General features: G+C 69.9%; 25 protein-coding genes. 20 read left to right on the top strand and 5 right to left on the bottom strand.

Annotated features, from left to right (window positions below; genetic code table 11):
* The first annotated feature begins 19 nt into the window (after positions 1-19).
* From KZJ41_RS25250 to fahA, 7 genes are all read left to right on the top strand, one after another.
* Positions 20-1,192, top strand: coding sequence for an acyl-CoA dehydrogenase family protein (locus KZJ41_RS25250; protein WP_006939831.1), 1,173 nt, complete (start codon positions 20-22; stop codon positions 1,190-1,192).
* A gap of 29 nt (positions 1,193-1,221) precedes the next feature.
* On the top strand, positions 1,222-2,388 hold the full coding sequence (locus tag KZJ41_RS25245; RefSeq protein WP_065922000.1) for an ABC transporter ATP-binding protein: 1,167 nt from the start codon (positions 1,222-1,224) through the stop codon (positions 2,386-2,388).
* A gap of 5 nt (positions 2,389-2,393) precedes the next feature.
* On the top strand, positions 2,394-4,127 hold the full coding sequence (locus tag KZJ41_RS25240) for an iron ABC transporter permease (RefSeq protein WP_029546405.1): 1,734 nt from the start codon (positions 2,394-2,396) through the stop codon (positions 4,125-4,127).
* Between the two features lie 160 nt (positions 4,128-4,287).
* On the top strand, positions 4,288-4,821 hold the full coding sequence (locus KZJ41_RS25235) for a MarR family winged helix-turn-helix transcriptional regulator (RefSeq protein ID WP_006939823.1): 534 nt from the start codon (positions 4,288-4,290) through the stop codon (positions 4,819-4,821).
* 114 nt (positions 4,822-4,935) lie between these two features.
* A complete protein-coding gene (locus KZJ41_RS25230) occupies positions 4,936-6,132 on the top strand; it encodes a homogentisate 1,2-dioxygenase (protein ID WP_006939821.1) in 1,197 nt (398 codons plus the stop codon).
* On the top strand, positions 6,129-7,013 hold the full coding sequence (locus KZJ41_RS25225) for a hypothetical protein (protein ID WP_065922001.1): 885 nt from the start codon (positions 6,129-6,131) through the stop codon (positions 7,011-7,013). Before KZJ41_RS25230 ends, KZJ41_RS25225 begins: the two co-directional genes overlap by 4 nt.
* Positions 7,010-8,197: a fumarylacetoacetase gene (fahA, locus tag KZJ41_RS25220; protein ID WP_065922002.1), complete on the top strand. Its 1,188-nt coding sequence runs from the start codon at positions 7,010-7,012 to the stop codon at positions 8,195-8,197. The genes KZJ41_RS25225 and fahA overlap by 4 nt, the downstream gene beginning before the upstream one ends.
* An 86-nt stretch (positions 8,198-8,283) precedes the next feature.
* Here fahA and KZJ41_RS25215 read toward each other — a convergent pair whose 3' ends face one another.
* The gene (locus KZJ41_RS25215; protein ID WP_065922003.1) at positions 8,284-9,009 is read right to left on the bottom strand and encodes an MOSC domain-containing protein; all 726 of its coding nucleotides are present in this window, start codon (positions 9,007-9,009) and stop codon (positions 8,284-8,286) included.
* 84 nt (positions 9,010-9,093) lie between these two features.
* Here KZJ41_RS25215 and KZJ41_RS25210 point away from each other — a divergent pair, with 84 nt between their 5' ends.
* The 5 genes from KZJ41_RS25210 (at position 9,094) to KZJ41_RS25190 (ending at position 14,772) form a co-directional block, all read left to right on the top strand.
* Positions 9,094-10,068: an LLM class F420-dependent oxidoreductase gene (locus KZJ41_RS25210; RefSeq protein ID WP_065922004.1), complete on the top strand. Its 975-nt coding sequence runs from the start codon at positions 9,094-9,096 to the stop codon at positions 10,066-10,068.
* A gap of 202 nt (positions 10,069-10,270) precedes the next feature.
* Positions 10,271-11,158 (top strand): alpha/beta fold hydrolase, encoded by an 888-nt coding sequence (locus KZJ41_RS25205; RefSeq protein WP_006939810.1) that lies wholly within the window; start codon positions 10,271-10,273, stop codon positions 11,156-11,158.
* Between the two features lie 10 nt (positions 11,159-11,168).
* Positions 11,169-11,969 (top strand): enoyl-CoA hydratase, encoded by an 801-nt coding sequence (locus KZJ41_RS25200; protein ID WP_102800125.1) that lies wholly within the window; start codon positions 11,169-11,171, stop codon positions 11,967-11,969.
* 56 nt (positions 11,970-12,025) lie between these two features.
* Positions 12,026-13,543 carry an acyl-CoA synthetase gene (locus KZJ41_RS25195; protein WP_102800124.1) on the top strand — a complete coding sequence of 506 codons (1,518 nt, stop codon included), beginning with the start codon at positions 12,026-12,028 and terminating at the stop codon, positions 13,541-13,543.
* 77 nt (positions 13,544-13,620) lie between these two features.
* Positions 13,621-14,772 (top strand): acyl-CoA dehydrogenase family protein, encoded by a 1,152-nt coding sequence (locus KZJ41_RS25190; RefSeq protein WP_006939807.1) that lies wholly within the window; start codon positions 13,621-13,623, stop codon positions 14,770-14,772.
* Between the two features lie 36 nt (positions 14,773-14,808).
* Here the strand turns inward: KZJ41_RS25190 and KZJ41_RS25185 are convergent, their stop codons facing one another.
* Both KZJ41_RS25185 and KZJ41_RS25180 read right to left on the bottom strand, forming a co-directional pair.
* Entirely contained in the window at positions 14,809-15,273 is a 465-nt protein-coding gene (locus KZJ41_RS25185; RefSeq protein WP_006939806.1) for a MarR family winged helix-turn-helix transcriptional regulator, read from the bottom strand.
* A 125-nt stretch (positions 15,274-15,398) separates the two neighbouring features.
* Positions 15,399-16,337, bottom strand: coding sequence for a DNA-3-methyladenine glycosylase (locus KZJ41_RS25180; protein ID WP_251549795.1), 939 nt, complete (start codon positions 16,335-16,337; stop codon positions 15,399-15,401).
* A 372-nt stretch (positions 16,338-16,709) separates the two neighbouring features.
* Between KZJ41_RS25180 and KZJ41_RS25175 the strand changes: the two genes are divergently transcribed.
* Positions 16,710-17,708 carry an IS30 family transposase gene (locus tag KZJ41_RS25175; RefSeq protein WP_306430622.1) on the top strand — a complete coding sequence of 333 codons (999 nt, stop codon included), beginning with the start codon at positions 16,710-16,712 and terminating at the stop codon, positions 17,706-17,708.
* A gap of 94 nt (positions 17,709-17,802) precedes the next feature.
* On the top strand, positions 17,803-18,390 hold the full coding sequence (locus KZJ41_RS25170) for a ribonuclease H (RefSeq protein ID WP_231772393.1): 588 nt from the start codon (positions 17,803-17,805) through the stop codon (positions 18,388-18,390).
* 7 nt (positions 18,391-18,397) lie between these two features.
* Here KZJ41_RS25170 and KZJ41_RS25165 read toward each other — a convergent pair whose 3' ends face one another.
* Positions 18,398-19,402, bottom strand: a complete 1,005-nt coding sequence (locus tag KZJ41_RS25165) for an acryloyl-CoA reductase (protein ID WP_006935722.1) — start codon at positions 19,400-19,402, stop codon at positions 18,398-18,400.
* Positions 19,403-19,571: 169 nt separating this feature from the next.
* On the opposite strand from KZJ41_RS25165, the gene KZJ41_RS25160 reads away from it, so the two are divergent.
* From KZJ41_RS25160 to KZJ41_RS25140, 5 genes are all read left to right on the top strand, one after another.
* On the top strand, positions 19,572-20,540 hold the full coding sequence (locus KZJ41_RS25160; protein ID WP_006935723.1) for a siderophore ABC transporter substrate-binding protein: 969 nt from the start codon (positions 19,572-19,574) through the stop codon (positions 20,538-20,540).
* A gap of 13 nt (positions 20,541-20,553) precedes the next feature.
* Positions 20,554-21,582: an ABC transporter permease gene (locus KZJ41_RS25155; RefSeq protein ID WP_006935724.1), complete on the top strand. Its 1,029-nt coding sequence runs from the start codon at positions 20,554-20,556 to the stop codon at positions 21,580-21,582.
* The gene (locus KZJ41_RS25150; protein WP_251549793.1) at positions 21,579-22,565 is read left to right on the top strand and encodes an iron chelate uptake ABC transporter family permease subunit; all 987 of its coding nucleotides are present in this window, start codon (positions 21,579-21,581) and stop codon (positions 22,563-22,565) included. The genes KZJ41_RS25155 and KZJ41_RS25150 overlap by 4 nt, the downstream gene beginning before the upstream one ends.
* Positions 22,562-23,317 carry an ABC transporter ATP-binding protein gene (locus KZJ41_RS25145; protein WP_102799533.1) on the top strand — a complete coding sequence of 252 codons (756 nt, stop codon included), beginning with the start codon at positions 22,562-22,564 and terminating at the stop codon, positions 23,315-23,317. The genes KZJ41_RS25150 and KZJ41_RS25145 overlap by 4 nt, the downstream gene beginning before the upstream one ends.
* Positions 23,318-23,400: 83 nt before the next feature.
* Positions 23,401-24,276 (top strand): amidohydrolase family protein, encoded by an 876-nt coding sequence (locus tag KZJ41_RS25140; protein ID WP_044475904.1) that lies wholly within the window; start codon positions 23,401-23,403, stop codon positions 24,274-24,276.
* Between the two features lie 69 nt (positions 24,277-24,345).
* Here the strand turns inward: KZJ41_RS25140 and KZJ41_RS25135 are convergent, their stop codons facing one another.
* Positions 24,346-24,705 (bottom strand): Rv2640c family ArsR-like transcriptional regulator, encoded by a 360-nt coding sequence (locus KZJ41_RS25135; protein WP_006935749.1) that lies wholly within the window; start codon positions 24,703-24,705, stop codon positions 24,346-24,348.
* A gap of 91 nt (positions 24,706-24,796) precedes the next feature.
* On the opposite strand from KZJ41_RS25135, the gene KZJ41_RS25130 reads away from it, so the two are divergent.
* The gene (locus KZJ41_RS25130; RefSeq protein ID WP_029546394.1) at positions 24,797-25,291 is read left to right on the top strand and encodes an ArsI/CadI family heavy metal resistance metalloenzyme; all 495 of its coding nucleotides are present in this window, start codon (positions 24,797-24,799) and stop codon (positions 25,289-25,291) included.
* Positions 25,292-25,394 lie beyond the last annotated feature (103 nt).

Genomic DNA, 25,394 nt, shown 5'->3' with positions numbered 1-25,394 from the left:
ATCCACGAAAGGCGACAGCATGATTCTCGGAACCTCGGCCGCGGCAGAGGACACCGCGTTGCTCACCGACACCATCCGCTCGGTGATCCGTCGGACGGACCCGGTCGACGGACGCGCGGAGCGCGTATACCGCGACGGTCCGGTCGATCGTGACCTGTGGGCCGTGCTGGGCACCGAGATCGGCGTGGGTGCACTCGCCGTTCCGGAGGCCGCCGGTGGTCTCGGCGCGTCGTTCGCCGACGTCGCCGCCGTCCTCGAGCTGCTCGGTGCGGAACTGTGCAGGGTCCCGGTCCTCAGCGGCGTCGTTGCCGCCGCGGCGTTGTCGCGCTGCGACGGCGCGCCGCGTGCCGCGGAGCTGCTCGCCGGCATCGCGACGGGGGAGACCGTCGTCGCCACGGTCGTCACCGCACCGGGTACGGACCCCGGATTTCGGGCCGAACACGTGGGTGACGACGTGTTCGTGACGGGCCGAGCCGGTTTCGTCGTGGATGGCGACGTCGCCGACACCGTGCTGCTGCCCGCCGTCGACGAATCCGGGACGGTGGGCCTCTACGCCGTCGACGCAGCCGTGCTCACGTCCGAGCGGATGGACACTACCGATGCGACCCGGATCTTGTCCCGGGTTCGTGCCGAGGCCGCCCCGGCGACCGTCCTCGCGGAGCGCGCTCCACTCGGGTGGATCCACGACAGGGCGGTCGTGGCCCTCGCGTGCGAGAGCCTGGGCGTCGCGCGTACCTGCCTGGCCAATGCCGTCGACTACGCCGGCCGGCGCGTCCAGTTCGGCCGCGTCATCGGCGGATTCCAGGCGATCAAGCACATGCTCGCCGAGGTCTCCGTGGCCGTCGAACTCGCCGAGTCCGCCGTTGCCCACGCCGTGTGGGCCGTCGTGGAGGGGAGCGACGACGATCTGGCCGAGGCCGCTGCGATCGCAGCCCTCGCCTGCGGGGACGCCGCACGCCTCGCCGTCGAGAAGAACGTCCAGGTGCACGGCGGCATCGGCTTCACCTGGGAACACACCGCACACCTGTACTACCGCCGTGCTCTGACTTCCGGCGTCCTGTGGGGGAGCGGTGACGATCATGCCCAGCGCCTCTATGCTCTGGCCGCGGCAGGCGCCGCGACAAGCAGCGAGGCATCCACCGATCCGAGGCAGGAGCCGGCATCCGCCGTGCTCTCCTCCACCGAGTCCTGAACCCCGCTCGTTCAGAAAGCGAGTACACCGTGTCCCACGTCTCCGTACGCCAGCTGCTCAAGAACTTCGACGGAAAACCACCCACCGTCGCCGTCGACCACCTCGACCTCGAGATCGAGGACGGCGAATTCCTCGTGCTGCTCGGCCCGTCGGGCTGCGGCAAGACCACGACACTCCGCTGCCTCGCGGGCCTCGAACAGCCGGCCGGAGGCTCCATCACCCTCGGCGACCAGGTGGTGTTCGACCGGCAGCGCGGCATCAACCTCACCCCGGACAAGCGGTTCATCGGAATGGTGTTCCAGTCCTACGCTCTGTGGCCGCACATGACTGTGCGCAAGAACATCGCCTATCCGCTCAAGTCCCGCAAGCTCACCGACGCTCTCGCGAGCGGGCGCGTCGAGGAGACCGCGGCGCTGGTGGACTGCGAGCGGTTGCTCGACCGTCTCCCCGCCGAGCTGTCCGGCGGTCAGCAGCAGCGCGTGGCTCTGGCCCGCGGCTTGGTCTCCCACCCTGACCTGGTGCTGTTCGACGAGCCGCTGAGCAACCTCGACGCCCGCCTGCGCGACCAGGTGCGCGCGGAGCTCCACGACCTGCACCAGCGCAAGCCGTTCACCGCGGTGTTCGTCACGCACGACCAGAGCGAAGCCCTCGCTCTGGGAACCCGGATGGCGATCATGAGGTCGGGCAGCATCGTCCAGATGGGCCCGCCCCGCGAGGTCTTCGAGGAGCCGGTCGACGAGTACGTCGCGGGTTTCACCGGCATGTCGAACCGGGTCCCGTGCGAGTACGTCGACGGCCGCTGGTACGCGTTGGGCACCGAGATCCACGGCATGCAGCCGCGTGCGGCCGCGTCGGTCGGCGCGTTCGTGGTGCGCCTGCGCCCCGAAAAGGTACGCCTGGTCCCGGACGTGGCGGACCTGCAGCCCGGCGAGGCGGGCATGTTCGTCAACGTCGACGACGTCGAGTACGGTGGCCTGCACCTGGACGTCATGCTCTCGGTCGCGGTCGAGGGCTCCCCACGCCGCCAGTTGCACGCCCGCGTCGCGACGTTCGATTCGTTCCGCGCACCGCGGCTGATCGAACGCGATGCGCGGATGGTTCTCGCCTTCGACCCGATCGACGGGCGCACCTTCGACACCGACGGCAGGGCGCTGCCGATGGATCAGCAGGCGCTCGTCAGCGCCCTGGTGGGGTGAGGGCGATGGCGATTCTGACACTGCCACGGACCGAGGAGCACGAGTCCGTCACAACCGCCCCGAACGGCATGCGGAATACGGCGGTGCGCGCCGGGGCACGCCGAATGGGTGTCGTCGCGTTCACCGCGTTGCTCGCCTACCTGGTCGTCCTCCCGATCGTGCGCCTGCAACTGACCGCGTTCGAGGACGGCGCTGCCGGTTACTCGCGGGCATTCGGATTGTCGCGTATCGGTCAGATCCTCTGGTACACACTTGGATTGGCGATCGGATCACTGGCCATCGCGATGGTGCTGGGAACCGCTCTGGCGTGGGCGGCCAGCCGCCTGCCCCGCCGATTCGCGTTCCTCGAAGTCCTGCCGATTCTGCCCATCGTCATTCCGGCTGTCGCCTCGATCGTCGGCTGGGCGTTTCTGCTGTCGCCGCGGCCCGGCTACCTCAACGCCATGCTGCGGAATCTGCCGTGGTGGTCGCACCTCGAGGAAGGCCCGGTCGACATCTACTCGATCGAGTGGATCGTCATCATCACCGGCTTCTCGCTGAGTTCGTTCGTCTTCATGTTCGTCCGCTCCGGATTCGAGAACATCAACTCCGAGATGATCGAGGCCGCACAGGTTTCCGGCATGCCGGAATGGAAGGTCTTTTTCAGGATCACCCTTCCGCTGCTGCGCCCGACCCTCATCTACGGCTCCGGTGTCGCGCTGCTGCTCGGTCTCGGCCAGTTCACCGGACCACTGCTTCTGGGCACCAACTCCGGCGTCAGCGTGCTCACGACCGAGATGTACTTCCAGATCAGTGACAGTCCCGCGCAGTTCGCGACCGCCGCAGCGCTCGGCTCACCGCTGCTCGTCGTCGGTGTCGTCGTGGTGTTCGCGCAGAAGGCGATGCTCGGCAATCAGCGTCGGTTCGTCACGCACGGCGGCAAGGCGTTCAAATCACAGGGTCGGCCCTCCAAGGCCGGCGTCGCGGTGATCCTGGTGTTCTCGCTGCTGTCGACGATCCTGCCGCTGCTCGCCCTGGTGTTCGTCGCGCTGTCCCGATACTGGCGCGGCACCATCGACTTCTCGACCCTGACGTTCGACAACTTCCGCACGATCTTCTCCGGCACGGCCGTGCCGGCCGCGGTCGGCAACAGCTTGATGTTCTCGTTCGCGGCCATGGCGATCGTGCTGCCGCTCGGCTTCGTCGCGGCCGGCCTGATCGTGCGCGGCCAGCGCTACCCGGCCCTTCGCCTCCTCGTCGACGTTCTGGTATCGATGCCGCTCGGAGTTCCAGCCGTGATCTTCGGCGCAGCGTTCCTGCTGACCTACACCACCGGTCCGATCATCCTGTACGGCACGCCGTGGGTCGTGATTCTGGTGTACGTCACGCTCATGCTGCCGTTCGCGACCCGCATGCAGCTGTCGTCGATGCTCGCGCTCGGCGACAGCTACCTCGAAGCGTCCCGCGTCAGCGGCGCGGGCTTCGTCACCACGAATGTGAAGATCCTGCTGCCGCTCATGCGCGGCAGCTTGGGCGGCACCGCGGCACTGCTGTTCGTGCTGCTCACCCACGAGTTCACGGCGTCGCTGCTCGTGCGCGCGTCCCGGACCCAGGTCATGGGCACCATCCTGTTCGAGTACTGGTCCAACGGCGGGTACCCGCTGGTGGCCGCCGTGGCCCTCGTGATGACGGGCGTGACCGCCGTGGGTGTCACTGCGGCGATGCTCGCCGGCGGCGCGGACGCGATGAGCAAGATGTGACATGTCCCCGGACCGCCCGGCCGACCACGTGTCGGCCGGGCGGTCGTGCGTTCTGCCCGATTGTGCGGTGCCGACACACAACGGCGGACAGCCCGGGTTTCCGTATCGGAATTGATTAACACATATACTAACGCGGCCGTCCTCGGATAAGGTGGCGCCCATGACCGAAGCGGACGCCCGCGACCTCGACTACTGGTCCTTCGTCGAACTCGCGAACCGGCGCCTGAGCAGCCGATACGGCGATTACCACGAGCAGGCCACCGAGGTGCTGCTGACCCTCAACCGGGCCTCCGACATCGTCACGTACGACCTGGAGGCGGCCGTGCACCGCCCGAGGGGGCGGTCGTGGTCGGCGTACCGCCTGATGTTCGTCACCTGGCTTGCCGGCCCCATCGAGCCGAAGGTGGCCGCCAAGCTCACCGGCATGAGCCGCGCCGCTGTCTCCAATCTGGCGAAACCGCTGGTCGAGGCCGGCCTGCTGGCTCGCACCCCGGATCCGGAGGACGGCCGGTCGGTCCGCTTGTCGCTCACCGAGGCCGGCGAGCGGGAGATCGTGGAGACGTTCCGCGCCCAGAACGAGCGCGAGGCCGCCTGGGTCGATGTGCTGACCGAGGCGGAGCAGCAGATCCTCGTCATGCTGCTCAACAAGCTCATCACCAAGCGCAGCCGGTTCGATATGCGCGACCGCAACTGACAACCGATCTTCCCGATGTGGTTGCGCTCACGTCCGAAAACTAGTTAAGGTATTTACTAACACCGCGGGGGATCTCCGCGGATCAGCCACCCAGAGCCCGAGGAGCGGAATCTCATGGCGTTCTATCGACAGCTCGGCGTCATCCCGCCGAAGCGGCACACGCAGCACCGCAACGAGGACGGCGGGCTGTTCTACGAGGAGCTGATGGGCGAGGAGGGCTTCTCCTCGGACTCGGCGCTGCTCTACCACCGCCACATCCCGTCGGCCATCGTCGACGCGACCGAGTGGAAGCTGCCCGAGCAGGCCACCACCCCGAACCACCCCCTCAAGCCGCGCCACCTGAAGCTGCACGATCTGTTCCCGGAGACCGTCTGGGCCGAGACCGACGTCGTCACCGGCCGCCGGCTGATCCTCGGCAACGCGGACGTGCGCCTCTCCTACGTCGTCTCGACGAAGGAGTCGCCGCTCTACCGCAACGTCGTCGGCGACGAGATGGTCTACGTCGAGTCCGGCACCGCCCGCGTCGAGACCGTTTTCGGTGTGCTCGACGCGAAGGCCGGCGACTACGTGCTGCTGCCGATGGCCACCACGCACCGCTGGATCCCCACCGGCGACGAGCCGCTGCGCGCCTATGTCATCGAGGCCAACAGCCACATCGTCCCGCCGAAGCGCTTCCTGTCGCGGTTCGGCCAGTTCCTCGAGCACGCGCCGTTCTGCGAGCGCGACCTGCACGGCCCGACCGAGCTGATCCAGGTGGAGGACACCAACGTCGAGGTCCTGGTCAAGCACCGCACCTCGCACGGCATCGTCGGCACCCGCTACCTCGTGCCCAACCACCCGTTCGACGTCGTCGGCTGGGACGGCTGCCTGTACCCGTACACCTTCAGCATCCACGACTACGAGCCCATCACCGGCCGAGTCCACCAGCCGCCGCCGGCGCACCAGGCGTTCGAGGGCAACAACTTCGTCATCTGCAACTTCGTGCCCCGCAAGGTGGACTACCACCCGCTGGCGATCCCGGTGCCGTACTACCACTCCAACGTCGACTCCGACGAGATCATGTTCTACTGCGGCGGCGACTACGAGGCCCGCAAGGGCTCCGGCATCGGCCAGGGTTCGATCTCCGTCCATCCCGGCGGCCACGCCCACGGTCCGCAGCCCGGTGCCTACGAGCGGAGCATCGGCGTCGACTTCTTCGACGAGCTCGCCGTCATGGTGGACACGTTCCGGCCGCTCGAACTCGGCGAGGGTGCGCTCGCGTGCGAGGATGCGGCCTACGCCGGAAGCTGGAACCGGGGGCTGCAGAAGTGAGCACTCTCGGAGCCCTGCTGACGGAACTGTGCGACGACGCCGCGCTGTTCCCGCCCGGCAACGCCCCGCTCGATCGCGCCCTGCCGGCCCACGCCGCGCACCGCGTCGCCGACCATGCCGGGCTGGTGGGCACGTTCGTGTTCCCGGCGCCGCGGATCCCGGAGTTGCTCGAGGCACTCGGACAGCGCCCGTTCGGGGGCGACCTCACCCTGAGCCTGACCGTTCCGGGCGGGCCGTCCGCGGTCGTTCCCGCGATGGAGAGCCTGCGCGACGTCGACGGCGTCACCGTGGCCGCCCTCGAGATCGCCGTGCCCGCCGGGGAGAGCCCCGCCGGTGTGCTCGTCGCCCTCGACCTGATCGCCGCCGAGTACCCCGGAGTCGCACTGTTCGTGGAGGTCCCGCGCGACGAGCGCCGCGCCGAGATCCTCCAGGGACTCGTGGGGTCGCGTTACGCGGCGAAGTTCCGCACGGGCGGGGTCGTCGCGGAGGCGTACCCCGACGAACGGGAACTCGCCGACGCCCTCTCGACCGTGGTCCGCACGAAGGTCCCCTTCAAGGCCACGGCGGGCCTGCACCACGCGGTCCGCAACACCGACCCGCACACCGGATTCGAACAGCACGGATTCCTCAACGTGCTCGCCGCCGTCGACGCCGTGCTCGACGGTGCGGACACCGCGGCCGTCGCGGCGGTGCTCGCCGACCGGGACGGCGCCGGCCTCGCCGCCCGACTGCGCGACCTGTCGCCTACTCGAATCGAAGAGCTGCGCAACAGCTTCCGCTCGTTCGGCACCTGCAGCATTGCGGAGCCGCTCGCCGATCTCGTCGAGGTCGGCCTGGCCCCGTCGACGATGTCCCCGATCACCGAAGGATCCCTTGCATGACCGTCATCGACATTCCGGAAGGTTCGCTCTTCGGCGCGAACAACCTGCCCTACGGTGTGTTCTCCACGGCCGGAACGGAGCCCCGCGTCGGTGTGCGCGTCGGTGACTCCGTCCTCGACCTCTCCGTCGTGTTCGACGACCCCGCCTTCGCCGAGCCCACCCTCAACGCCTTCATGGCGCAGGGCCGCGCCCGCTGGGACGAGGTGCGCGCCGCGCTGCAGAGCCTGGTCACCGGGGACGTGCCCGCCGAGGCCGTGCACGCCGTCGCGGACGTCGAACTGCACCTGCCGATCGAGGTCGCCGACTACGTCGATTTCTACGCGTCGGAGAACCACGCGTCGAACCTCGGACGGCTGTTCCGGCCCGACAACCCGTCGCCGCTGATGCCGAACTGGAAGCACCTGCCGGTCGGCTACCACGGCCGGTCGAGCACCGTCGTCGTTTCCGGCGTGGACATCGTGCGCCCGTGTGGCCAGCGCAAGGGCCCCAACGATCCGGCGCCCGTCTTCGGTCCGTCGATCCGTCTCGACATCGAGGCCGAGATGGGCTTCGTCGTCGGTGTCGGCTCGCCGATGGGATCGTCGATCACCCCGGACGAGTTCGCCGACCACTGCTTCGGGGCCGTCATCCTCAACGACTGGTCGGCCCGTGACATCCAGGCGTGGGAGTACGTGCCGCTCGGCCCGAACCTCGGCAAGTCCTTCGCGACCTCGATCTCCCCGTGGGTCGTGCCGCTGGCCGCACTCGAGGCCGCCCGCGTCGACACCCCGGTGCAGGACCCGGAGCCGCTGCCGTACCTGAAGGGCACCGAGAAGTGGGGCCTGGACATCGATCTCGAGGTCGAATGGAACGGCCACGTCGTCTCGCGTCCGCCGTACGCCCAGATGTACTGGTCGCCGGCGCAAATGCTCGCGCACACGTCCGTCAACGGTGCCGCCACCCGCACCGGCGATCTGTTCGGATCCGGCACCATCTCCGGGCCGGACAAGGACCAGCGCGGCGCGTTCATCGAACTCACCTGGGGCGGTAAGGAACCGGTTCAGGTCGGCGACGAGACCCGCACCTTCCTCGAGGACGGCGACGAGATCGCGATCTCCGCGACCGCGCCGGGTCCGGACGGCACCCGAATCGGCTTCGGCGAGGTCCGCACCCGCATCCTGCCCGCGAAGGACGCCGGCCGCTGAGCCGACTCTCCCCGGATCCGCGCGCCGGTTCGACAGCGGCGCGGTGCATACCGCGTGTCGACGTCCGGTCGGCGCGCGGATCCGTTTCAGCGGACGATCAGCGAATCACCCACGGCCAGCACGCCGTCCGATGCCACGTCGGCGTAGACGCCGATGCAGGGGGCGGGCTTGCCGCCCGCCCGGTTCGGGACGCGGTTGCGGTCGGTGACGGTGCGCAGCATGTCGCGCCGGGCCGGCACCTCCTGGTGCGGCAGCGTCACCATCACACACCGCGCCGTGCGCTGCGTCGGCACGAGCGCGACGGAACCGGCCTCGACACGCCGGCCCAGCCAGTCGTCCTCGACGAACCCGGTGTCGTCGGTCGAGACCACGAGGTTGGGCCGGAAGCGGCGCAGCGCGACACCGGCGGTGTCGCCCGTGCCGAGCGCCTCCACGGCGGCCGTCGTGAGCAGGTGCAACGGCGCCTCGTCGTAGGTGCGGGGGCGGGCCTCCAGGGTCAACGCACGCCCGGTCAGCTCGGACAGCAGCCCGGGGGTGCGCGGGTCGTCGCCGCGGGTGCACCGGCCGTCGGGCAGCGTGATCTCGAGGACGGACGGATCCGACGGGTCGGCGTCGTCGAGCAGGCGGGCACGGCACTCGAGCAGCCGCGACCAGGCCCGCACCTTCTTCGCTGACGCGACGGTGCCGGTCTCGGCGTCGATCACCGCCCACATGTGGTCGCCGCGCAGCCCGTCGGACTCGATCGCCGCCGACTGCAGTTGCTCGCCGCCGAACGACTTGACCGGGTAACGCCAGAGCTGAGAGACCTGCACAACGGGCCAGCATACGGACCGGTGTGTCCTTCGGGCGGTCGTGGCAGCCCGAAGGACGCACCGGCGCAGCCTAAGGTGTGGCGTATGAGCGATGATGCGACGCCGCGCCGTTGGGGCCTGACGATCCCCCTCGACGGCATTTCCCTGCCGGATCAGCGAAACCTGATCGCCGAACTGCCCGACCTCGGCTACACCGACGTGTGGTCGTCCGAGAGCAGCGTGGCCGACGCCTTCACGCCCCTGGCGCTGGCGAGCGTGTGGGCACCGACGCTGCGCCTGGGCACCGCGATCGTCCCGGTGTTCACGCGCGGCCCGGCCACCCTGGCGATCTCCGCGGCCACTCTCGCCGCCGCCGCCCCGGGCCGCTTCGTCCTCGGCGTCGGAACCTCGTCCAACGTGATCGTCGAGAAGTGGAACAGCACCCCGTTCGAGGAGCCGTTCAAGCGGGCCCGCGACACGCTGCAGTTCCTGCGCGCCGCGCTCGCCGGTGACAAGGTCACCCACAAGTACGACACGTTCGAGGTCAGCGGGTTCCGGGCCGGCCTCGTCCCCGATCCCGCCCCGCCCCTGCTGCTCGCCGCCCTGCGGCCCGGCATGCTGCGCCTCGCCGGACGCGAGGCCGACGGTGCGATCGTCAACTGGCTCTCGGCCGACGACGTGCGCACCGTCGCGCCGTACGTGCACGAGGGCGGAGCGGGCAAGGAAATCGTCGCCCGCATCTTCGTGCTGCCCGGCTTCGACGCCGAGACCGCCCGCAGCATCGGCCGCCGCATGATCGCCGCCTATATGAACGTCCCCGTCTACCGTGCCTTCCACGAATTCCTGGGCCGCAGAGAGGATTTCGAGGGCATGTGGCGGTTGTGGGGGGAGGGGGAGCGGTCGGCGGCCCTCGCCGCGATCCCGGATCACGTGGTGGATCAGCTGGTCGTGCACGGTCCGCCGGAGGCGTGCCGGGAGCACATCGAACGGTACGTCGAGGCGGGTGTGACCACCCCCGTGATCGCGATGACCACCGCGGGCGATCCTACGGAGATGATCCGGGCCCTCGCCCCACGCTGAGTACCGGATCCGCGCCGGGGCGGTCGACCGCGAATTGAGCGCGCCACTGTCCGGGACCCGTGCGGCAGTTCCGTGCCGATCGGTTCGGCGCCCAGCGTCGTCACGATTCGGTCGCGGCGGTAACGTCCCCGTCGGGCACCGACGACATTCCGGGCAGATCGACCGCTGGGAGGCCGCGATGCCTGGACCGGATCTGCGTCGGGTGACCGTCGCCGCCGACGACGGCCTGCCCCTGTCGGTACGGGTGCACGGACCCGCCGACGCGCCCGTCACGGTCGTGCTGGTGCACGGGCACTGCCTGCGCACCGACAGCTGGTCGGCGGTGCGCGAGCGCCTTGCCGGGCAGGCCGGCGCGGCGGTCCGCATCGTCGCCTACGACCAGCGCGGTCACGGCCGGTCGGGGGTCGGCGCGCCCGAGACGTACACCATCGAGCAGCTCGCCCACGACCTCGACGCCGTGCTGCGCACCGTCGTGCCCCGCGGGCCCGTGGTGCTGGCGGGGCACTCGATGGGCGGGATGGTGGCGATGGCCTACGCACGGCTGTACCCGGAGGCGATCGGCAGCCGCGTCGTCGCCGCCGCGCTCGTCGCGACCGCGGCGAGCGGCCTGGCCGACCTGGGGCTCGGCCGCTACCTGCGGCACCCGGCGGTGTCCGTGCTGCACCGCGCGGTGCGACGGGCACCGCGGGTGATGCAGGGATCGATGCGCGTCGGCGGGCGGATGTGCGCGCCGGTGGTCCGTCGCGGCACCACGGACTCGTGGGCGCGTTCGCTGGCGACGACCCTGACGAACGAGACGTCGATCGTGACGCTCTCGCGTTTCCTAGCGGCGTTCGCGGTGCTGGACGAGTCGGCGGCGCTGGCCGTGCTCGCGGCGATCCCGGTCCTGGTGGTCGGCGGGTCGGCCGACGAGCTGACCCCGTTCGCGCATTCGCGGGCCATCGCCGCGCGGCTGCCGGCCGCCGAACTGGTGCGGGTCGACGGCGCGGGGCACTCGCTCATCGTCGAGCGCGCCGACGAGGTGGCGGCCGCGCTGCTGCGACTGCTCACCCACGTTCGGGGGGTGGCCACCCCCGTCGGGGTCGTGTAGGCAGGAGCACATGACCGACACGCGCACCGACCAGCCCGCCGCCGTTCTCATCGCCGTCGACGAGGCCTCCGGCATCGGCCTGCTCACCCTGAACCGTCCCGATCAGCGAAACCCGTTGTCCGCGGCGGCGATGCGCGAGGTCACGATGGGACTGCGCGCGCTGTCCGCGGAGTCCACGACCCGGGTGATCGTGATCCGCGCCGAGGGACCGGTGTTCTCCGCCGGTCACGACCTGCGCGAGATGATCGGCCGCACCCTCGAGGACGAGCGGGTCATCTTCGACACCTGCACCGAGATGATGCAGACCGTGCAGTCGGTGCCGCAGCCGGTGATCGCGTCGGTGCAGGGTGCGGCCGTCGCGGCCGGGTGCCAGCTGGTGGCGTCGTGCGACCTGGCGGTCGCGTCGTCGGACGCGGTGTTCGGCACCCCGGGGGTGAAGATCGGCCTGTTCTGCTCCACGCCGATGGTCGCGCTCAGCCGCGCGGTGGGGCGCAAGCGGGCCATGCAGATGCTGCTCACGGGCGAAACCATCGATGCGGAGACGGCCGCGGACTGGGGGCTGGTCAACTTCGTCGTCGACCCGGCGGCGCTGGAAACCGAGACCGCCGCGCTGGCCGCGAAGATCGTCTCGGCGTCGCCGGCGACGGTGCGGATCGGCAAGGAGGCCTTCTACCGGCAGATCGAGCTGCCGCAGGAACAGGCCTACGAGGCGATGGCCGAGACCATGGCGACCAACGCGATGATCTGCGACGCGCAGGAGGGCATGACCGCGTTCGTGGAGAAGCGCCGTCCCGTATGGCAGGGCCGCTAGGCTTATCGAGCGTTAAGTCTGGACCATTGGTTGGACGTCCTATAACGTGTCCGATCATGAGCTCAGACCCGCGCGCGAACACCGTCGACGGCGTGCTGCACCGCAGCGCCGCCCGCTTCCCCCACCGCACCGCCCTGCGGTTCGGCGACCGCACCCTCACCTACCGTGAACTCGACGACGCGGTCACCCGGGCGGCCGCCCGGCTGCGCGCGCTGGGCCTGGACCAGGGCGATCGCGTCGCCGCGTACGGCACCAACTCCGACGCCTACGTCGTCGGGTACCTCGCCGTCGCCCGGGCCGGCCTGGTACACGTGCCGATCAACTACGCGCTGCGCGGCGAGGAACTGAGCTACCTGCTCGGTCAGTCCGGGGCGCGTGCCGTCCTCGTCGACCCCGCCCTGGCCGGCAACCTCGAGCAGGTGCTCGCCGACGTCCCGGCCGAACACGTCCTGCCGCTACGCGACGCCGACGACTCGCTGCTCACCGCCGCGTGCGCGGGCGAGGTTCCGGAACTCGACGTGACCGTCTCCGACGCCGACCTCGTGCAGTTGCTCTACACCTCCGGCACCACGTCGAAGCCCAAGGGCGCCATGATGCCCCACCGGGCGCTGGTGCACGAGTACACCTCGTCGATCGTCGCGCTGGACCTGGCTGCGGACGACAACCCGCTGGTCTGCATGCCGCTCTACCACTCGGCCGGCATGCACGTGTTCATGATGCCGTACCTGGCCGTCGGTGCCACGATCACGCTGCTGCCCGCCCCCGACATCCCGGAGATCCTCCGGCTCGTCGAGTCCGAGCGCATCGGCTCGCTGTTCCTCGCCCCCACGGTGTGGGTGCCGCTGGCGAACCACCCCGACCTCGAGACCCGCGATCTGTCGTCGCTGCGCAAGGCCCAGTACGGCGCGTCGATCATGCCCGTCACCGTGCTGAACCGGCTCCGCGGACGCTACCCGGACCTGGGGTTCTACAACTGCTTCGGCCAATCCGAGATCGGTCCGCTGGCAACGGTTCTGCGCCCGGAGGAGCACGAGGACCGGCCGTCGTCGTGCGGGAGGGCGGTGCTGTTCGTCGAGACCCGCGTCGTCGACGCCGACGGCAACGACGTGCCCGACGGTGAGTCCGGCGAGGTGCTGTACCGGTCGCCGCAGCTGTGCCTGGGCTACTGGGACAACCCGGAGGCCACCGCGGAAGCGTTCCGCGACGGCTGGTTCCACTCCGGCGACCTCGTCACGCGCGACGCCGAGGGCTACATCACCGTTGTCGACCGCATCAAGGACGTCATCAACACCGGCGGCATCCTCGTCGCCTCCCGCGAGGTGGAGGACGCGCTCTACACCCACGAGGCCGTCGCCGAGGTGGCGGTCATCGGCACGCCCGACGAGAAGTGGATCGAGGCCGTCACCGCCGTCGTCGTGCTGCGCGACGGCGCGGATGTCGACGAGCGCGAGCTGATCGACCACGTCAAGCAGCGGCTCGCGCCGTTCAAGGTGCCGAAGCTCGTCCGGTTCGTGGACACGTTGCCGCGCAACCAGAGTGGCAAGCTGCTCAAGCGCGAGCTGCGCACCACGTGACCGAATGTCACATGAGTTCGATCGAAGTGGAGCGGTGTGACATTCGGTCACACGCGACGGAAGGCTGAAGGACACCGATGGTCAAGAAGCACGTGCCGTCCTGGCACGACGACGAGGTACAGGCGGTCTCCGAACTCGCCCGTGACTTCTTCGAGCGCGAGGTGATGGCCCGCGCCGAGAAGTGGGACGCGCAGCGGCGCATCGATCGCGACGTGTGGCTCGCCGCAGGCAAGCTCGGGCTGCTGCTGTGCTCGGTGCCGGAGGAGTACGGCGGCGGGGGCGGCACCTTCGCCCACGATCTGGCCGTCTTCGAGGCGCAGGGCTACTCGGGTGACCTCGCACTGGGCATCTCGGTGCACAGCGGCATCGTCGCCCACTACATCCTCGAGTACGGCAGCGAGGAGCAGAAGCGGACCTGGTTGCCCGGCATGGCAACCGGTGAGATCCTCGGCGCGATCGGCATGACCGAGCCGGGCGCCGGCTCGGACCTCAAGGCCATCAAGACCACCGCGATCCGCGACGGCGACACATACGTGGTCAACGGCTCGAAGACCTTCATCACCAACGGCTCGTCGGCCGACGTCATCGTGCTCGCCGTCAAGACCGACCCCAAGGCCGGTGCCAAGGGCGTGTCCCTGCTCATCGTCGACCTGCGCGACTGCCCCGGCTTCGCGGTCGGGCGGGTGCTGGACAAGGTCGGCCAGCACGGCGCCGACACCTCCGAGCTGTCGTTCACCGACGTGCGGGTGCCGGTGGCGAACCTGCTCGGCGGGAGCGAGGGGCAGGGCTTCGCGCAGCTGATGGCGCAGCTGGTGCAGGAGCGGCTGATCATCGGCGCGCAGGCGGCCGGCGCGATGGAGCGCGCGGTCGAGGAGACCGTCCGCTACACGAAGGAGCGGCAGGCGTTCGGGCACAGCCTGTTCGAGTTCCAGAACACCGCGTTCGAGCTGGCGGAGTGCCGGACCATCGCCCGGACGTGCCAGGTGTTCCTGGATCACTGCATCGAGCAGCACCTGAAGGGCGAGCTCGACGACGCGGACGCCGCGATGGTCAAGTACTGGCTGACCGACAGGCAGTGCGAGGTGATCGACCGCTGCGTGCAGCTGCACGGCGGCTACGGCTACATGCGCGAGTACCTGATCGCGCGGATGTACGAGGACGCCCGCGTGCAGCGGATCTACGCAGGCGCCAACGAGGTGATGAAGCAGATCATCGCCCGCTCTCTCTGAGCCCGCCCCGGGTGGAGGGTTCCCGCGAGGAACCCTTCACCTGCCGGCCTGCCGGGTGTGGTGGGCCAGCACCTTCGCGAGCAGGACGGCGAGCTGGTCGCGCTCGGTCGGGTCGAGCGGCGCGAACGCCTCGTCCTGCGCCGCGACGAGCACGTCGTCGAGGGTGCGCAGGTGCTGCCGCCCGCGGCGGGTGACGCTGATGATGTTGCGGCGCCGATCGGTGGGATCGGGGCTGCGGTCGACGAGCCGCCGGTCGGCCAGCTCGTTGACGGTGGCGACGATGTCGCTGCGGTCCATCCCCGCGCGACGGCCGAGATCCGTCTGACACAGCGAGCCGTACTCCTCGAGTGCCGCGAGCGCGCGGTAGTGGTAGCCGCGGGCGTCGGCCTGGCCGAGCCGGTCGACCACCACCCGGTGCACGTGGCGGGCGGATTGGGTCAGCAGCCAGCTCGGGAGCCGCTCGAGCCTCGTGGGCGCGGTCGAAATGTCTGGGTCGGACATGCCACCAGGGTACGGTTCGACGGCCGGAAATCCGACGGTCAGCCGTCGGCGCCGCGGCAGCGCAGCCCCGCGGTACCGGGCCGACGATTCCGGCCCCGGCGGCGCGACCGGCGCGGGGGAACTGCTCAGCGCCCGCGGTGATCGGTGATCGGCGTGCGTGGTCCCCGTCGCGGGACCCGCCTCGCCCCGCCGGTCGCCATGATCAGTCGCACCGCTCGATAACGGTGCGGCCGAAGCGGTTCCAGATACTTCACCATGCCGGCGTCGTCGAGTGGTGCGCCCAGCAGCGACCAGCCGACGATCGTCGCGAGGTGGTAGTCGCCCACCGACAGCGCGTCCGCGTCGCCGAAGGCGCGCTGCGCGACCTCGGCGGCGGTCCATACGCCCACGCCCGGGATCGAGCGCAGCTTCCGCTGCGCCTCGGCCGGCGCGAGGTCGACGAGCCGCTCGAGGCGGTCGGCCAGCCGGGCGCAGCTCACGACGGTCCGGGCCCGGCCGGGGTCGACGTTGGCGCGGTGGAACTCCCACGACGGGACGCGGCGCCACGTCTCGGCGGCCGGGGGCACCCGCATCCCCTCCGGTGCCGGACCGGGCGCGACGTCGCCGAACCACGTGACGAGCCGCCGCCACGACGCGAACGCGGCGACACTGTGCACCCGCTGTTCGAGGATCGCCGGGACCAGGGCCTCGAGGACGCGGCCGGTGCGCGGGATCCGCAGGGCCGGCAGGCGGCGATGGGCCTCGGCCAGACTCGGATGCTCGGGCCGGAACCCGGTCGGGTCGTCCTCGGCACCGAGAAGGGTGGGAAGGTGTGCCGACAGTTCCTCGGCCCCGGCACCCCACGCGTGGCAGCGCACGCCGCGCGGACCGTCCTGCACGAGCCGGTAGGTGACCGGCCCCGACGCCAACCGGGACGTGCGCCACACGGCCTGCCCGTCGCGGCGATGGCAAGGGTCGTAGGGCCCGCGCTGCAGGGGTTGCAACGTCAGCGCGACGTCCACCGGCCGGGGCAGCTCGGCGCGGACGACGAGCGCGCCGGTGCTGGGTGGAGCGGGGGCGGGCACCGGTCCACCGTACTGTGCGACGAGGTGACCGTGCGACGAGGTGCGGATCGAAGGCGGCGACCCGCCGAGCGTGCGCTTCTCGCGCCGACACGCCGGGTAGTTTCAGGAAGCCAACGCAACACCCCTAGTCGAAGGGTGTGTTGGTGACGAGGAAGATTCCCTGGGAGACACGAGCAGCGGCATATCGGGGGTTGGCCCGTGGTCGATCCGCGTTGGAGCTCGGCGATACTCTGGGCGTGTCGAGAACGACGGTGAACCGGTGGGCTGAGCGTGCGGGCATGGAGATCTGCCTGGGGCATGTCGGCGGTGTGAAGCCGGTGCCGATGGACGCCGAGCCACCACGGACACCGGGTAGGTCCTACCGTCGGCTCACTGGCGGACAGGTCGTTCATCCAGGCCGCGCTGTCGCTGCCCCAACCGCTGTCGATACGCGCGATCGCTGCGGAACTGGGAAGGGCTCCGTCGACGATCGCGCGGGAGCTCGAGGCACACAGCGTCACGGACTGGGGAGAGAGCCACTACGACGCGGAACTCGCCCACTACCGGGCGTTGACGCAGCGCCCCCGTCCACGACCGGCCAAGCTCGCCGGCCCAGCCCTGCGAGGCCGGGTCGTGGCACTGTTGAATCACCGGTTCTCTCCGCAGCAGGTCGCGGCGGAACTGCAGATCCTGTTCCCCGAGCAGCCGGAGATGCACGTGTCCCACGAGACGATCTACCAAGCCCTCTACGTGCAGGGCAAAGGAACGTTGCGGCACGAGTTGACCGTGGTCAAGGCACTGCGATCCGGGCGCACCACCCGGGTGCCCCGGTCGAAGCTGCCGGCCCGCAGCAAACGGCCGTGGCTCGAGGGGGCGCTGTTGAGCGACCGCCCGGCCGAGGTGGCCGACCGGGCGGTGCCGGGGCATTGGGAAGGCGATCTGGTGGTAGGACCGGACAATTCCGGGATCGTCACCCTGGTCGAACGGTCGACCCGGTACACGCTGCTCGGGCGGCTTCCCGGCACTCGCGACAGCACCACGGTCATCGACGTGCTCACTCGTATGATCGAGGGCCTGCCCGCCGAGCTGACCCGCACGATCACCTGGGACCAAGGCAACGAGATGGCCTCGCACGCGCAGTTCACCGTCGCCACGGGCTGTCGGGTGTTCTTCTGCGATCCGCATTCGCCGTGGCAGCGCGGCACCAACGAGAACACCAACGGTCTGATCCGGGACTTCTATCCCAAGGGCACGAATTTCAACGAGGTCAGCGACGCCGATCTCGCCGAAACTCAACGCCTGCTCAACCTCCGGCCCCGGCAAACCCTCGGGTGGCGAAAGCCGTGTGACAGACTGGCCGAACTGATCGCAGGTGTTGCACTGGCTTCCTGAAACTGCCCCGATGGGTGCCGCGATTTCTGCGCAGCCGCGGCGCGTCGGCGCCTCGGGCGCGACGTCGCCCCTGCCACGGGATATGGTCTGGCACATGATCATCGTGAGCACCGACGGTTCCTGCCTTCGCAATCCGGGCGGCGCCATCGGATGGGCGTGGGTCAATCACGAGGGACCGAGCCGCTCGGGCGGGGAGCACTCGGGCACCAATCAGATCGCCGAGCTGCGGGCGCTGCTCGAGGCGCTGAAGGCCCATCCCGGTCCGGAACCGATGATCATCGAATCCGACTCGCAGTACGCCATCAAGTGCGCCTCGGAATGGTTGCCGGGCTGGAAGCGCAAGGGCTGGAAGACGGCGACCGGCGCGCCGGTGAAGAACCTCGATCTGGTCCAGGCCATCGACCGCGTCCTCGCCGACCGGTCCGGGCCGGTGCGGTTCCGGTGGGTGCGCGGACACGTCGGCAACCACTTCAACGAACTCGCCGACACCCTCGCGGGCGAGGCGGCGCGCGCGCAGGCGGCGGCCCCGCCCGCCCCGAACGCGCCCGTCTCCGAACCGGCCGGGCCCGAGCCGACCGCCGCGGCTGCGCGGCCCGAGCCGACCGCCGCACCCGCGCGGGCGAAGAAGGCGGTGCGCCGGACGGTGAAGGTGGTCGAGGAGGTCGAGCTCACCCTCTTCTGACGAGCCCTCAGAATCCGCCGGCAACCTCGATCACCGCGCGCCCGGTGAACTTGCCGGCCCGCACGAGGTCGAGCGCGGGCACCAGCTCTCGCGCGGGGATGTGGCGGGTGATGTCGGCCAGGTGCCGGGGCCGCAGGTCGCCCGCGAGGCGCTCCCACAGCGCCCGGCGCGGGCCGATGGGCAGCTGCACCGAGTCGATGCCCAGCAGGGCGACGCTGCGCAGGATGAAGGGCATCACCGTGGTCTGCAGGGCGGCGCCGCCGGTGAGTCCGCTGGCGGCGACCGCGCCGCCCCACTGGACGGTGCTGAGGACGTGGGCGAGTGTGGCGCCGCCGACGCAATCCACGGCCCCGGCCCAGATCGCCTTGCCGAGCGGTCGCGGCTTCGCGTCGGGGTCCTCGGGCAGCCGCCCGATCACCGAGGCGGCGCCCAGTTCGGTGAGCAGGTCGTGGGCTTCCGGCTTGCCGGTCGAGGCGACCACCTCGAATCCGGCGGCGGCGAGCAGGTCGACGCTGACGGTGCCCACGCCGCCGGAGGCGCCGGTGACGACGACGGGCCCGTCGTCCGGGGTCAGGCCGTGCCGCAGCAGGGCCTGCACGCTCAGCGCCGCGGTGAATCCGGCGGTGCCGATGGCGGCGGCGTCGGCTGTGGAGAGCTCGCCGAGCCGGACGAGCTGGTCGGCGGGGACGCGGGCGTACTCGGCGTAGCCGCCGTGGCGGCCGGTGCCGATCTCGTAGCCGTGCGCAAGGACCCGGTCCCCGGGCGCGAAGTCGGGGTGATCGGAGGTGACGACCTCACCGGCGAGGTCGATGCCGGGAATGATCGGGTAGTTGCGGACCACGCCGCCGCGCGGGACGACGGCGAGGGCGTCCTTGTAGTTGATGCTCGAATGCAGGACGCGGACGGTGATGCCGTCGTCGGGCAGCATCGTCTCGTCGACGGTCTCGGGGGCGAAGTCGATCGCGTCGTCGTGCTCGCGCGCGACCCAGGCGGAGAACGTGGTGGAGGTCATGGGTCCGACCGTAGTGGCGGCGCGCTCGTCCGTGGGGCGACACGACCCTTGCCAACAGTAAGTAAAGGCATGCTAAGTTAGGCAACGCTTGGCTGAGTTCGAGGCGGTGGGTGGGGCTGCGCGGGTGGCTCCGTCTACCTCGGAAGTTCAATTTTCAAGGAGATTGCCCATGCGTATCCGGTTGTCCGCCGCCGTCGCGTTAGTCGCGGCCGCCTCGCTCGGGCTTTCCGCCTGCTCCTCCGACACCTCCTCCGACACCGCGGCGGAGACCGGCGAGACCGTCGTCATCAGTCACGCCCAGGGCGATACCGAGGTGCCCGTCGATCCCGAACGGGTCGTGGTCTTCGACCAGAGCGTGCTGCAGTCCATGATCGACCTGGACCTGCCCGACGCCGTCGGCGTCCCCGCGCTCACGAATTGGCCCGAATCGTTCGCGCGTTACCGGGGCGACGACGTCGCCAAGGTCGGCTCGCTGTTCGAGCCCGACTTCGAGGCCGTCAACGCCCTCGAGCCCGACCTCATCATCGTCGCCGCCCGGTCGGCCACCAGCTACGACGCGCTCAGCGAGATCGCCCCGACCGTCGACCTCTCCGTCGACGCCAAGGACTTCCTCGCCAGCGTTGCGAAGCAGAACCGCAACCTCGCCACCATCTTCGGCGCCGAGGGCGCGTTCGAGGAGAAGTTCGCCGGCATCGAGGCGTCGTTCGACGCGGTGTCCGCTGCCGCCGCACAGGCGAACCTGCGGGGACTCATCACGCGCGTCGAGGCCGCCGAGGTCACCGCGTACGGACCCGGCTCCCGGTACGGGATCATCCACGACCTCGGCGTCAAGCCCGTGTCGGAGACCTTCGCCGACGACGTCGCCCACGGTGACGCCGTGTCCTTCGAGTACATCGCCCAGGCCGACCCCGACCTGATGTTCGTTCAGGACCGCGAGGCACCCCTCGGCGACACCACCGGCCCCAACGCGTCCCGAGTCCTCGACAACCCGCTCGTCGGCGGCACCACCGCCGCGAAGGAAGGCCGGATCACCTACCTCGACCTGTACACCTGGTACATGGCGCCGAGCGCGCTGAGCTCCGTCCAGTCGCAGATCGACGTCGTCGGGCAGGCCGTCGGCAAGGCCGCGGCGGCATGACCGCCTCCCGCCCGTGAGCTCCCCGGTAACGACCGGCAGGGCCGGCGACCGCACCCCGCGTGCGGCCGCCGGCCCCGCCGCGCGTCTGCGTCCCGTCCTGATCGGCGCGGCGCTGCTCGCCGTCGCCGCCTTCGCGTCCCTGTTCGTCGGCGTCGCCGACGTCACCCCCGCCGACCTGCTGCGCGGCGACACCGCGACCCTCGAGGTGTTCTTCGTCTCGCGCGTGCCCCGCCTGATCGCGATCCTGCTCGCCGGCGCCGCCCTGAGCGTGTCCGGCCTGATCATGCAGCACCTGACCCGCAACCGGTTCGTGGCGCCGGACACCGCCGGCACCGTCGAATGGGCCCTGCTCGGCATCCTCGTCGCCACCCTGTTCCTCGGCGGACAGTCCGTGCTCGGCAAGATGCTCGTCGCCGTCGCCTTCTCCCTCGTCGGCACCTTCCTGTTCCTGCGGCTCCTGCGCCGCGTCCGGTTCACCGACATGATCGTCGTGCCGCTCGTCGGCCTCATGTTCGGCGGCGTCGTCATGGCCGTCACCACGTTCTTCGCCTACCGGCTCGAACTGATGCAGGCCCTGAACACCTGGACCAGCGGTGACTTCTCCGGCATCCTGCGCGGCCGCTACGAGATCATCTGGGTCGTCGTCGCCGTCATGGCCGTCGCCTATCTGTACGCCGACCGCTTCACCGTGGCCGGCCTCGGTGAGGGCTTCGCGAAGAACCTCGGCGTCCCGTACCAGCTGGTGATCAACATCGGGATGGTCGTCGTCGCCGTCACCACCGCCGTCGTCACCGTCGTCGTCGGCGCCATCCCGTTCCTCGGTCTCGTCGTGCCCAACCTTGTCACCCTGGCGCTCGGCGACAACCTGCGCCGCGTCCTGCCGATCACCGCGCTCGCCGGCGCCGGATTCGTGCTCGCGTGCGACGTCGTCGGCCGCGTCCTCCGCTACCCGTACGAGATCCCGGTCGGCACCGTCGCGAGCGTCGTCGGCGCCGTCGTGTTCATCGCGCTGATCCTGCGCACCCGGCGAGGTGCGCGATGAGCCCGGCCGTCGCCGCACCCGCCGTGACGAGTCGCCGGAACCCTGCCCGTGTGCTCGTCGTGCTCGCCGTCGTCGCCGCACTGGCGGTGTGCGCCTACCTGTTCCTCTTCGTCACCGGCTCGTGGGACTTCGCCATGAAGATCCGCGGCCGGCAGGTGCTGTCGATGGTGCTCGTCGGCTACGCCACCGCCTTCGCCGCGGTGATCTTCCAGACCGTCACCAACAACCGCATCCTCACCCCGGGCGTGATGGGTTTCGACAGCCTGTTCATGCTGCTGCAGACCCTCGTGGTGTTCCTGTTCGGCGCGAGCGCCCTCGCGACACTGGATCCGCGCCTGAAGTTCGGGGTCGAGGTGCTCGCCATGGTCGGCTTCGCGCTCGTGCTGTTCCGATGGCTCTTCGACCGCGGATCCCGCGACCTGTACGTGCTGGTGCTCGTCGGCATCGTGCTCGGCGCGCTGTTCGGTGGGCTGTCGTCGCTGGTGTCGCGGCTGATCGACCCCAACGACTTCATGACCCTGCAGGACGTGCTGTTCGCCAGCTTCAACAACGTGCAGGTCGACCTGCTCGCCGTGTCGGCCCTGCTCGTCGTCGCGGCGACGGCGTTCTCGGTGCCGCTGCTGCGTCAGCTCGACGTCGTCGCATTGGGCCGCGAGCACGCGATCGGCCTCGGCGTCGACCACCGGCGCGTCGTCACCCGCGCGCTGATCGTCGTCGCGGTGCTGGTCTCGGTGTCTACAGCGCTCGTCGGGCCCATCACGTTCCTCGGGCTGCTGGTGGCCAACCTGGCCCGGGAACTCGTCGGCACGTTCCGGCACCGCTGGACGGTGCCCGCCGCGACGCTCGTCGCGATCGTCGCCCTGGTCGGCGGGCAGTTCGTCCTCGCCCGGCTGCTCGACTACAACTCGAGCCTCATCGTCGTCGTCAACTTCGTCGGCGGCATCTACTTCATCTCCCTGCTCGTGAGGGGTGCGCGCCTGTGATCACCGTTCGGGACCTCGCCAAGAACTACGCCGGCACCACCGTGCTCGGGCCCGTCGACCTCGACGTCCCGCGCGGCGGCCTCACGTCGATCATCGGTGCCAACGGCGCCGGCAAGTCGACACTGCTGACCATCGTCGCGCGGCTGCTCGACACCGACGCCGGATCGGTCAGCATCGACGGGCTCGACCTGCGGGCCACCCCCTCGGACGCGCTGGCGAAGAAGCTGTCGGTGCTGCGCCAGGACAACACCACGGCGGTGCGGTTGTCGGTGCGCGAACTCGTCGAGTTCGGGCGATTCCCGCATTCGAAGGGCCGGCTCTCGGCGGCCTGCCACGACGCGGTCGACCGCGCCCTCGAGTACACCGGCCTGGGCGGGCTCGAGCACCGCTTCCTCGACCAGCTCTCCGGCGGACAGCGGCAGCGCGCGTTCGTCGCGATGGTGCTCGCGCAGGACACCGACTACGTGCTGCTCGACGAACCGCTCAACAACCTGGACATGAAGCACTCGCAACACATGATGCAGCTGCTGCGACGCATGGCCCACGAGATGGGCAAGACCGTGATCCTGGTGATCCACGACATCAACTTCGCGTCGTGCCACTCGGATCGCATCGTCGCGATGCGCGACGGCGCCGTCGTCGCGGACGGCGACGTCGACGAGATCCTGCAGCCCGAGGTGCTGCGCAAGGTGTACGACATGGACATCGCCGTGCACGAGATCGACGGCCGTCGCATCGCTGTGTACTTCTGAGGCGCCTCCGGCGCCGGTGTGTCCTTCGGGCGGCTGGGGCAGCCCAAAAGACGCACCGGCGACGGGGTCGCTACCTTCGGGTGATGGACGAAGCGCAGCAGGTGGCCGACTTCCGGGCCCGGCACGGCCTCAACGGCCTTATCGACGTGCACACCCACTTCATGCCGTCGAACGTGATGGACAAGGTGTGGAGCTACTTCGACTCCGCCGGGCCGCTGGTGGGCCGGGCGTGGCCCATCACCTACCGGCACGCCGAGGAGGAGCGCGTCGAGCGGCTGCGGGGTTTCAGGGTCCGCCGGTTCACGGCGATGCTCTATCCGCACAAGCCCGCGATGGCCGCGTGGCTGAACGCGTGGGCGGTGGACTTCGCGGCCCGCACCCCCGATTGCCTGCACACTGCGACGTTCTATCCCGAGCCCGACGCCGCCGGCTACGTGGCCGCGGCACTCGAGCACGGGGCACGGGTGTTCAAGTCGCACATCCAGGTCGGCGACTACGACCCCAACGACCCGCTGCTCGACCCGGTGTGGGGACTGCTCGAGGATGCCGGCGTGCCGATCGTGATCCACTGCGGATCGGGACCGGCTCCGGGGACGCACACCGGGCCCGGACCGATCGCCGCGCTGCTGGAACGGTTCCCGCGGCTGGCGCTGATCGTCGCGCACATGGGCATGCCGGAGTACCGCCAGTTCCTCGATCTGGCGGAGAAGTACCCGCGGGTGCACCTGGACACCACCATGGCGTTCACCGACTTCACGCAGGAGTCGATGCCGTTCCCGGAGGACGAGCTGCCGCGGCTGCAGGCACTGGGCTCGAAGGTGCTGTTCGGCAGCGACTTCCCGAACATCCCGTACCCGTACGTCCATCAGCTCGAGGCGGTCGAACGGCTCGGTCTCGGCAGCGAATGGGTCCGCGCGGTGTGCTGGGACAACGCACAGGTCTTGTTCGGCGCGGTGTGAGCCGGGGGCTGTGTGGCCGAATGTCACATGGGTTCGATGTGATCGAACCCATGTGACATTCGGCCCCTCTCACGTGCAGCAGTTGGGGTCGAGGACGAGACGCAGTGCCTGCAGAGCCTCGTTGCAGGCGCGATGGTGGACGTTCATGCCGCGGCGCGTCGACTGCACCATCCCGGCCTTGCGGAGCTGGCCGAGGTGATGGCTGACGGTCGACTCCGTCAGGCCCACGGCCGACGCCAGGTCGCACGTGCAGACGTCGTCCTCCCGCGTGGTGAGCAGGATCGACATCAGCTGGATCCGGGTCGGGTCGGCGAGCGCCTTGAGCCGCAGCGCCACCTCGAGGGCGGCTGCCTCGCTCATCGGTGCGGCCGAGACCGGCGCGCAGCAGATGGGGGCGGAGACGTCGATGACCGGGAGCGCCTTGGGCATGTCCCCATCATCCACCCCTCTTGACATATGTCAAAAAGGGGGTGACAGTGGGCGTACTAATTCGATGTATGTCTCACAGGTGGAGGTCATCATGTCCCGCGTTCAGCTCGCCCTCAACGTCGACGATCTGCAGGAGGCCGTGACGTTCTACTCGAAGCTGTTCGGCACCGAGCCGGCGAAGGTGAAGCCCGGCTACGCGAACTTCGCGATTGCCGAGCCGCCGCTGAAGCTCGTCCTGATCGAGAACGCGGGCAAGGGCGGCTCGATCAACCACCTCGGGGTGGAGGTGGAGTCGAGCGAAAAGGTGCACTCCGAAATCGCCCGCCTCACGGACGAAGGGCTGTTCACCGACGAGGAGATCGGCACCACGTGCTGCTTCGCCACCCAGGACAAGGTGTGGGTCACGGGCCCGGCGGGGGAGAAGTGGGAGGTCTACACCGTCCTCGCCGACAGCGACACCTTCGGCACGAGCCCGAAGCTGCTCGACCAGGGCGAGAACTCGGAGGGAGTCTGCTGCGGCACCGCCGCCGAACAAGAACCGGCGACCGGCACCGAGAAGGCGCCCGCCGCGACGACGTGCTGCTGAGCGACACCCACGGGCCCGCTACGGACGCACGTCCGTAGCGGGCCCGATCCGTCGGAGACGGGTCGTCGGCACGTCCGTGCCGCCGCAATCCGGTGCCGGACAC

The organism is Rhodococcus sp. 11-3, from assembly GCF_023704055.1.
Lineage (GTDB): Bacteria > Actinomycetota > Actinomycetes > Mycobacteriales > Mycobacteriaceae > Rhodococcus > Rhodococcus aetherivorans.
This window is presented reverse-complemented; position numbering and strand designations above follow the sequence as displayed.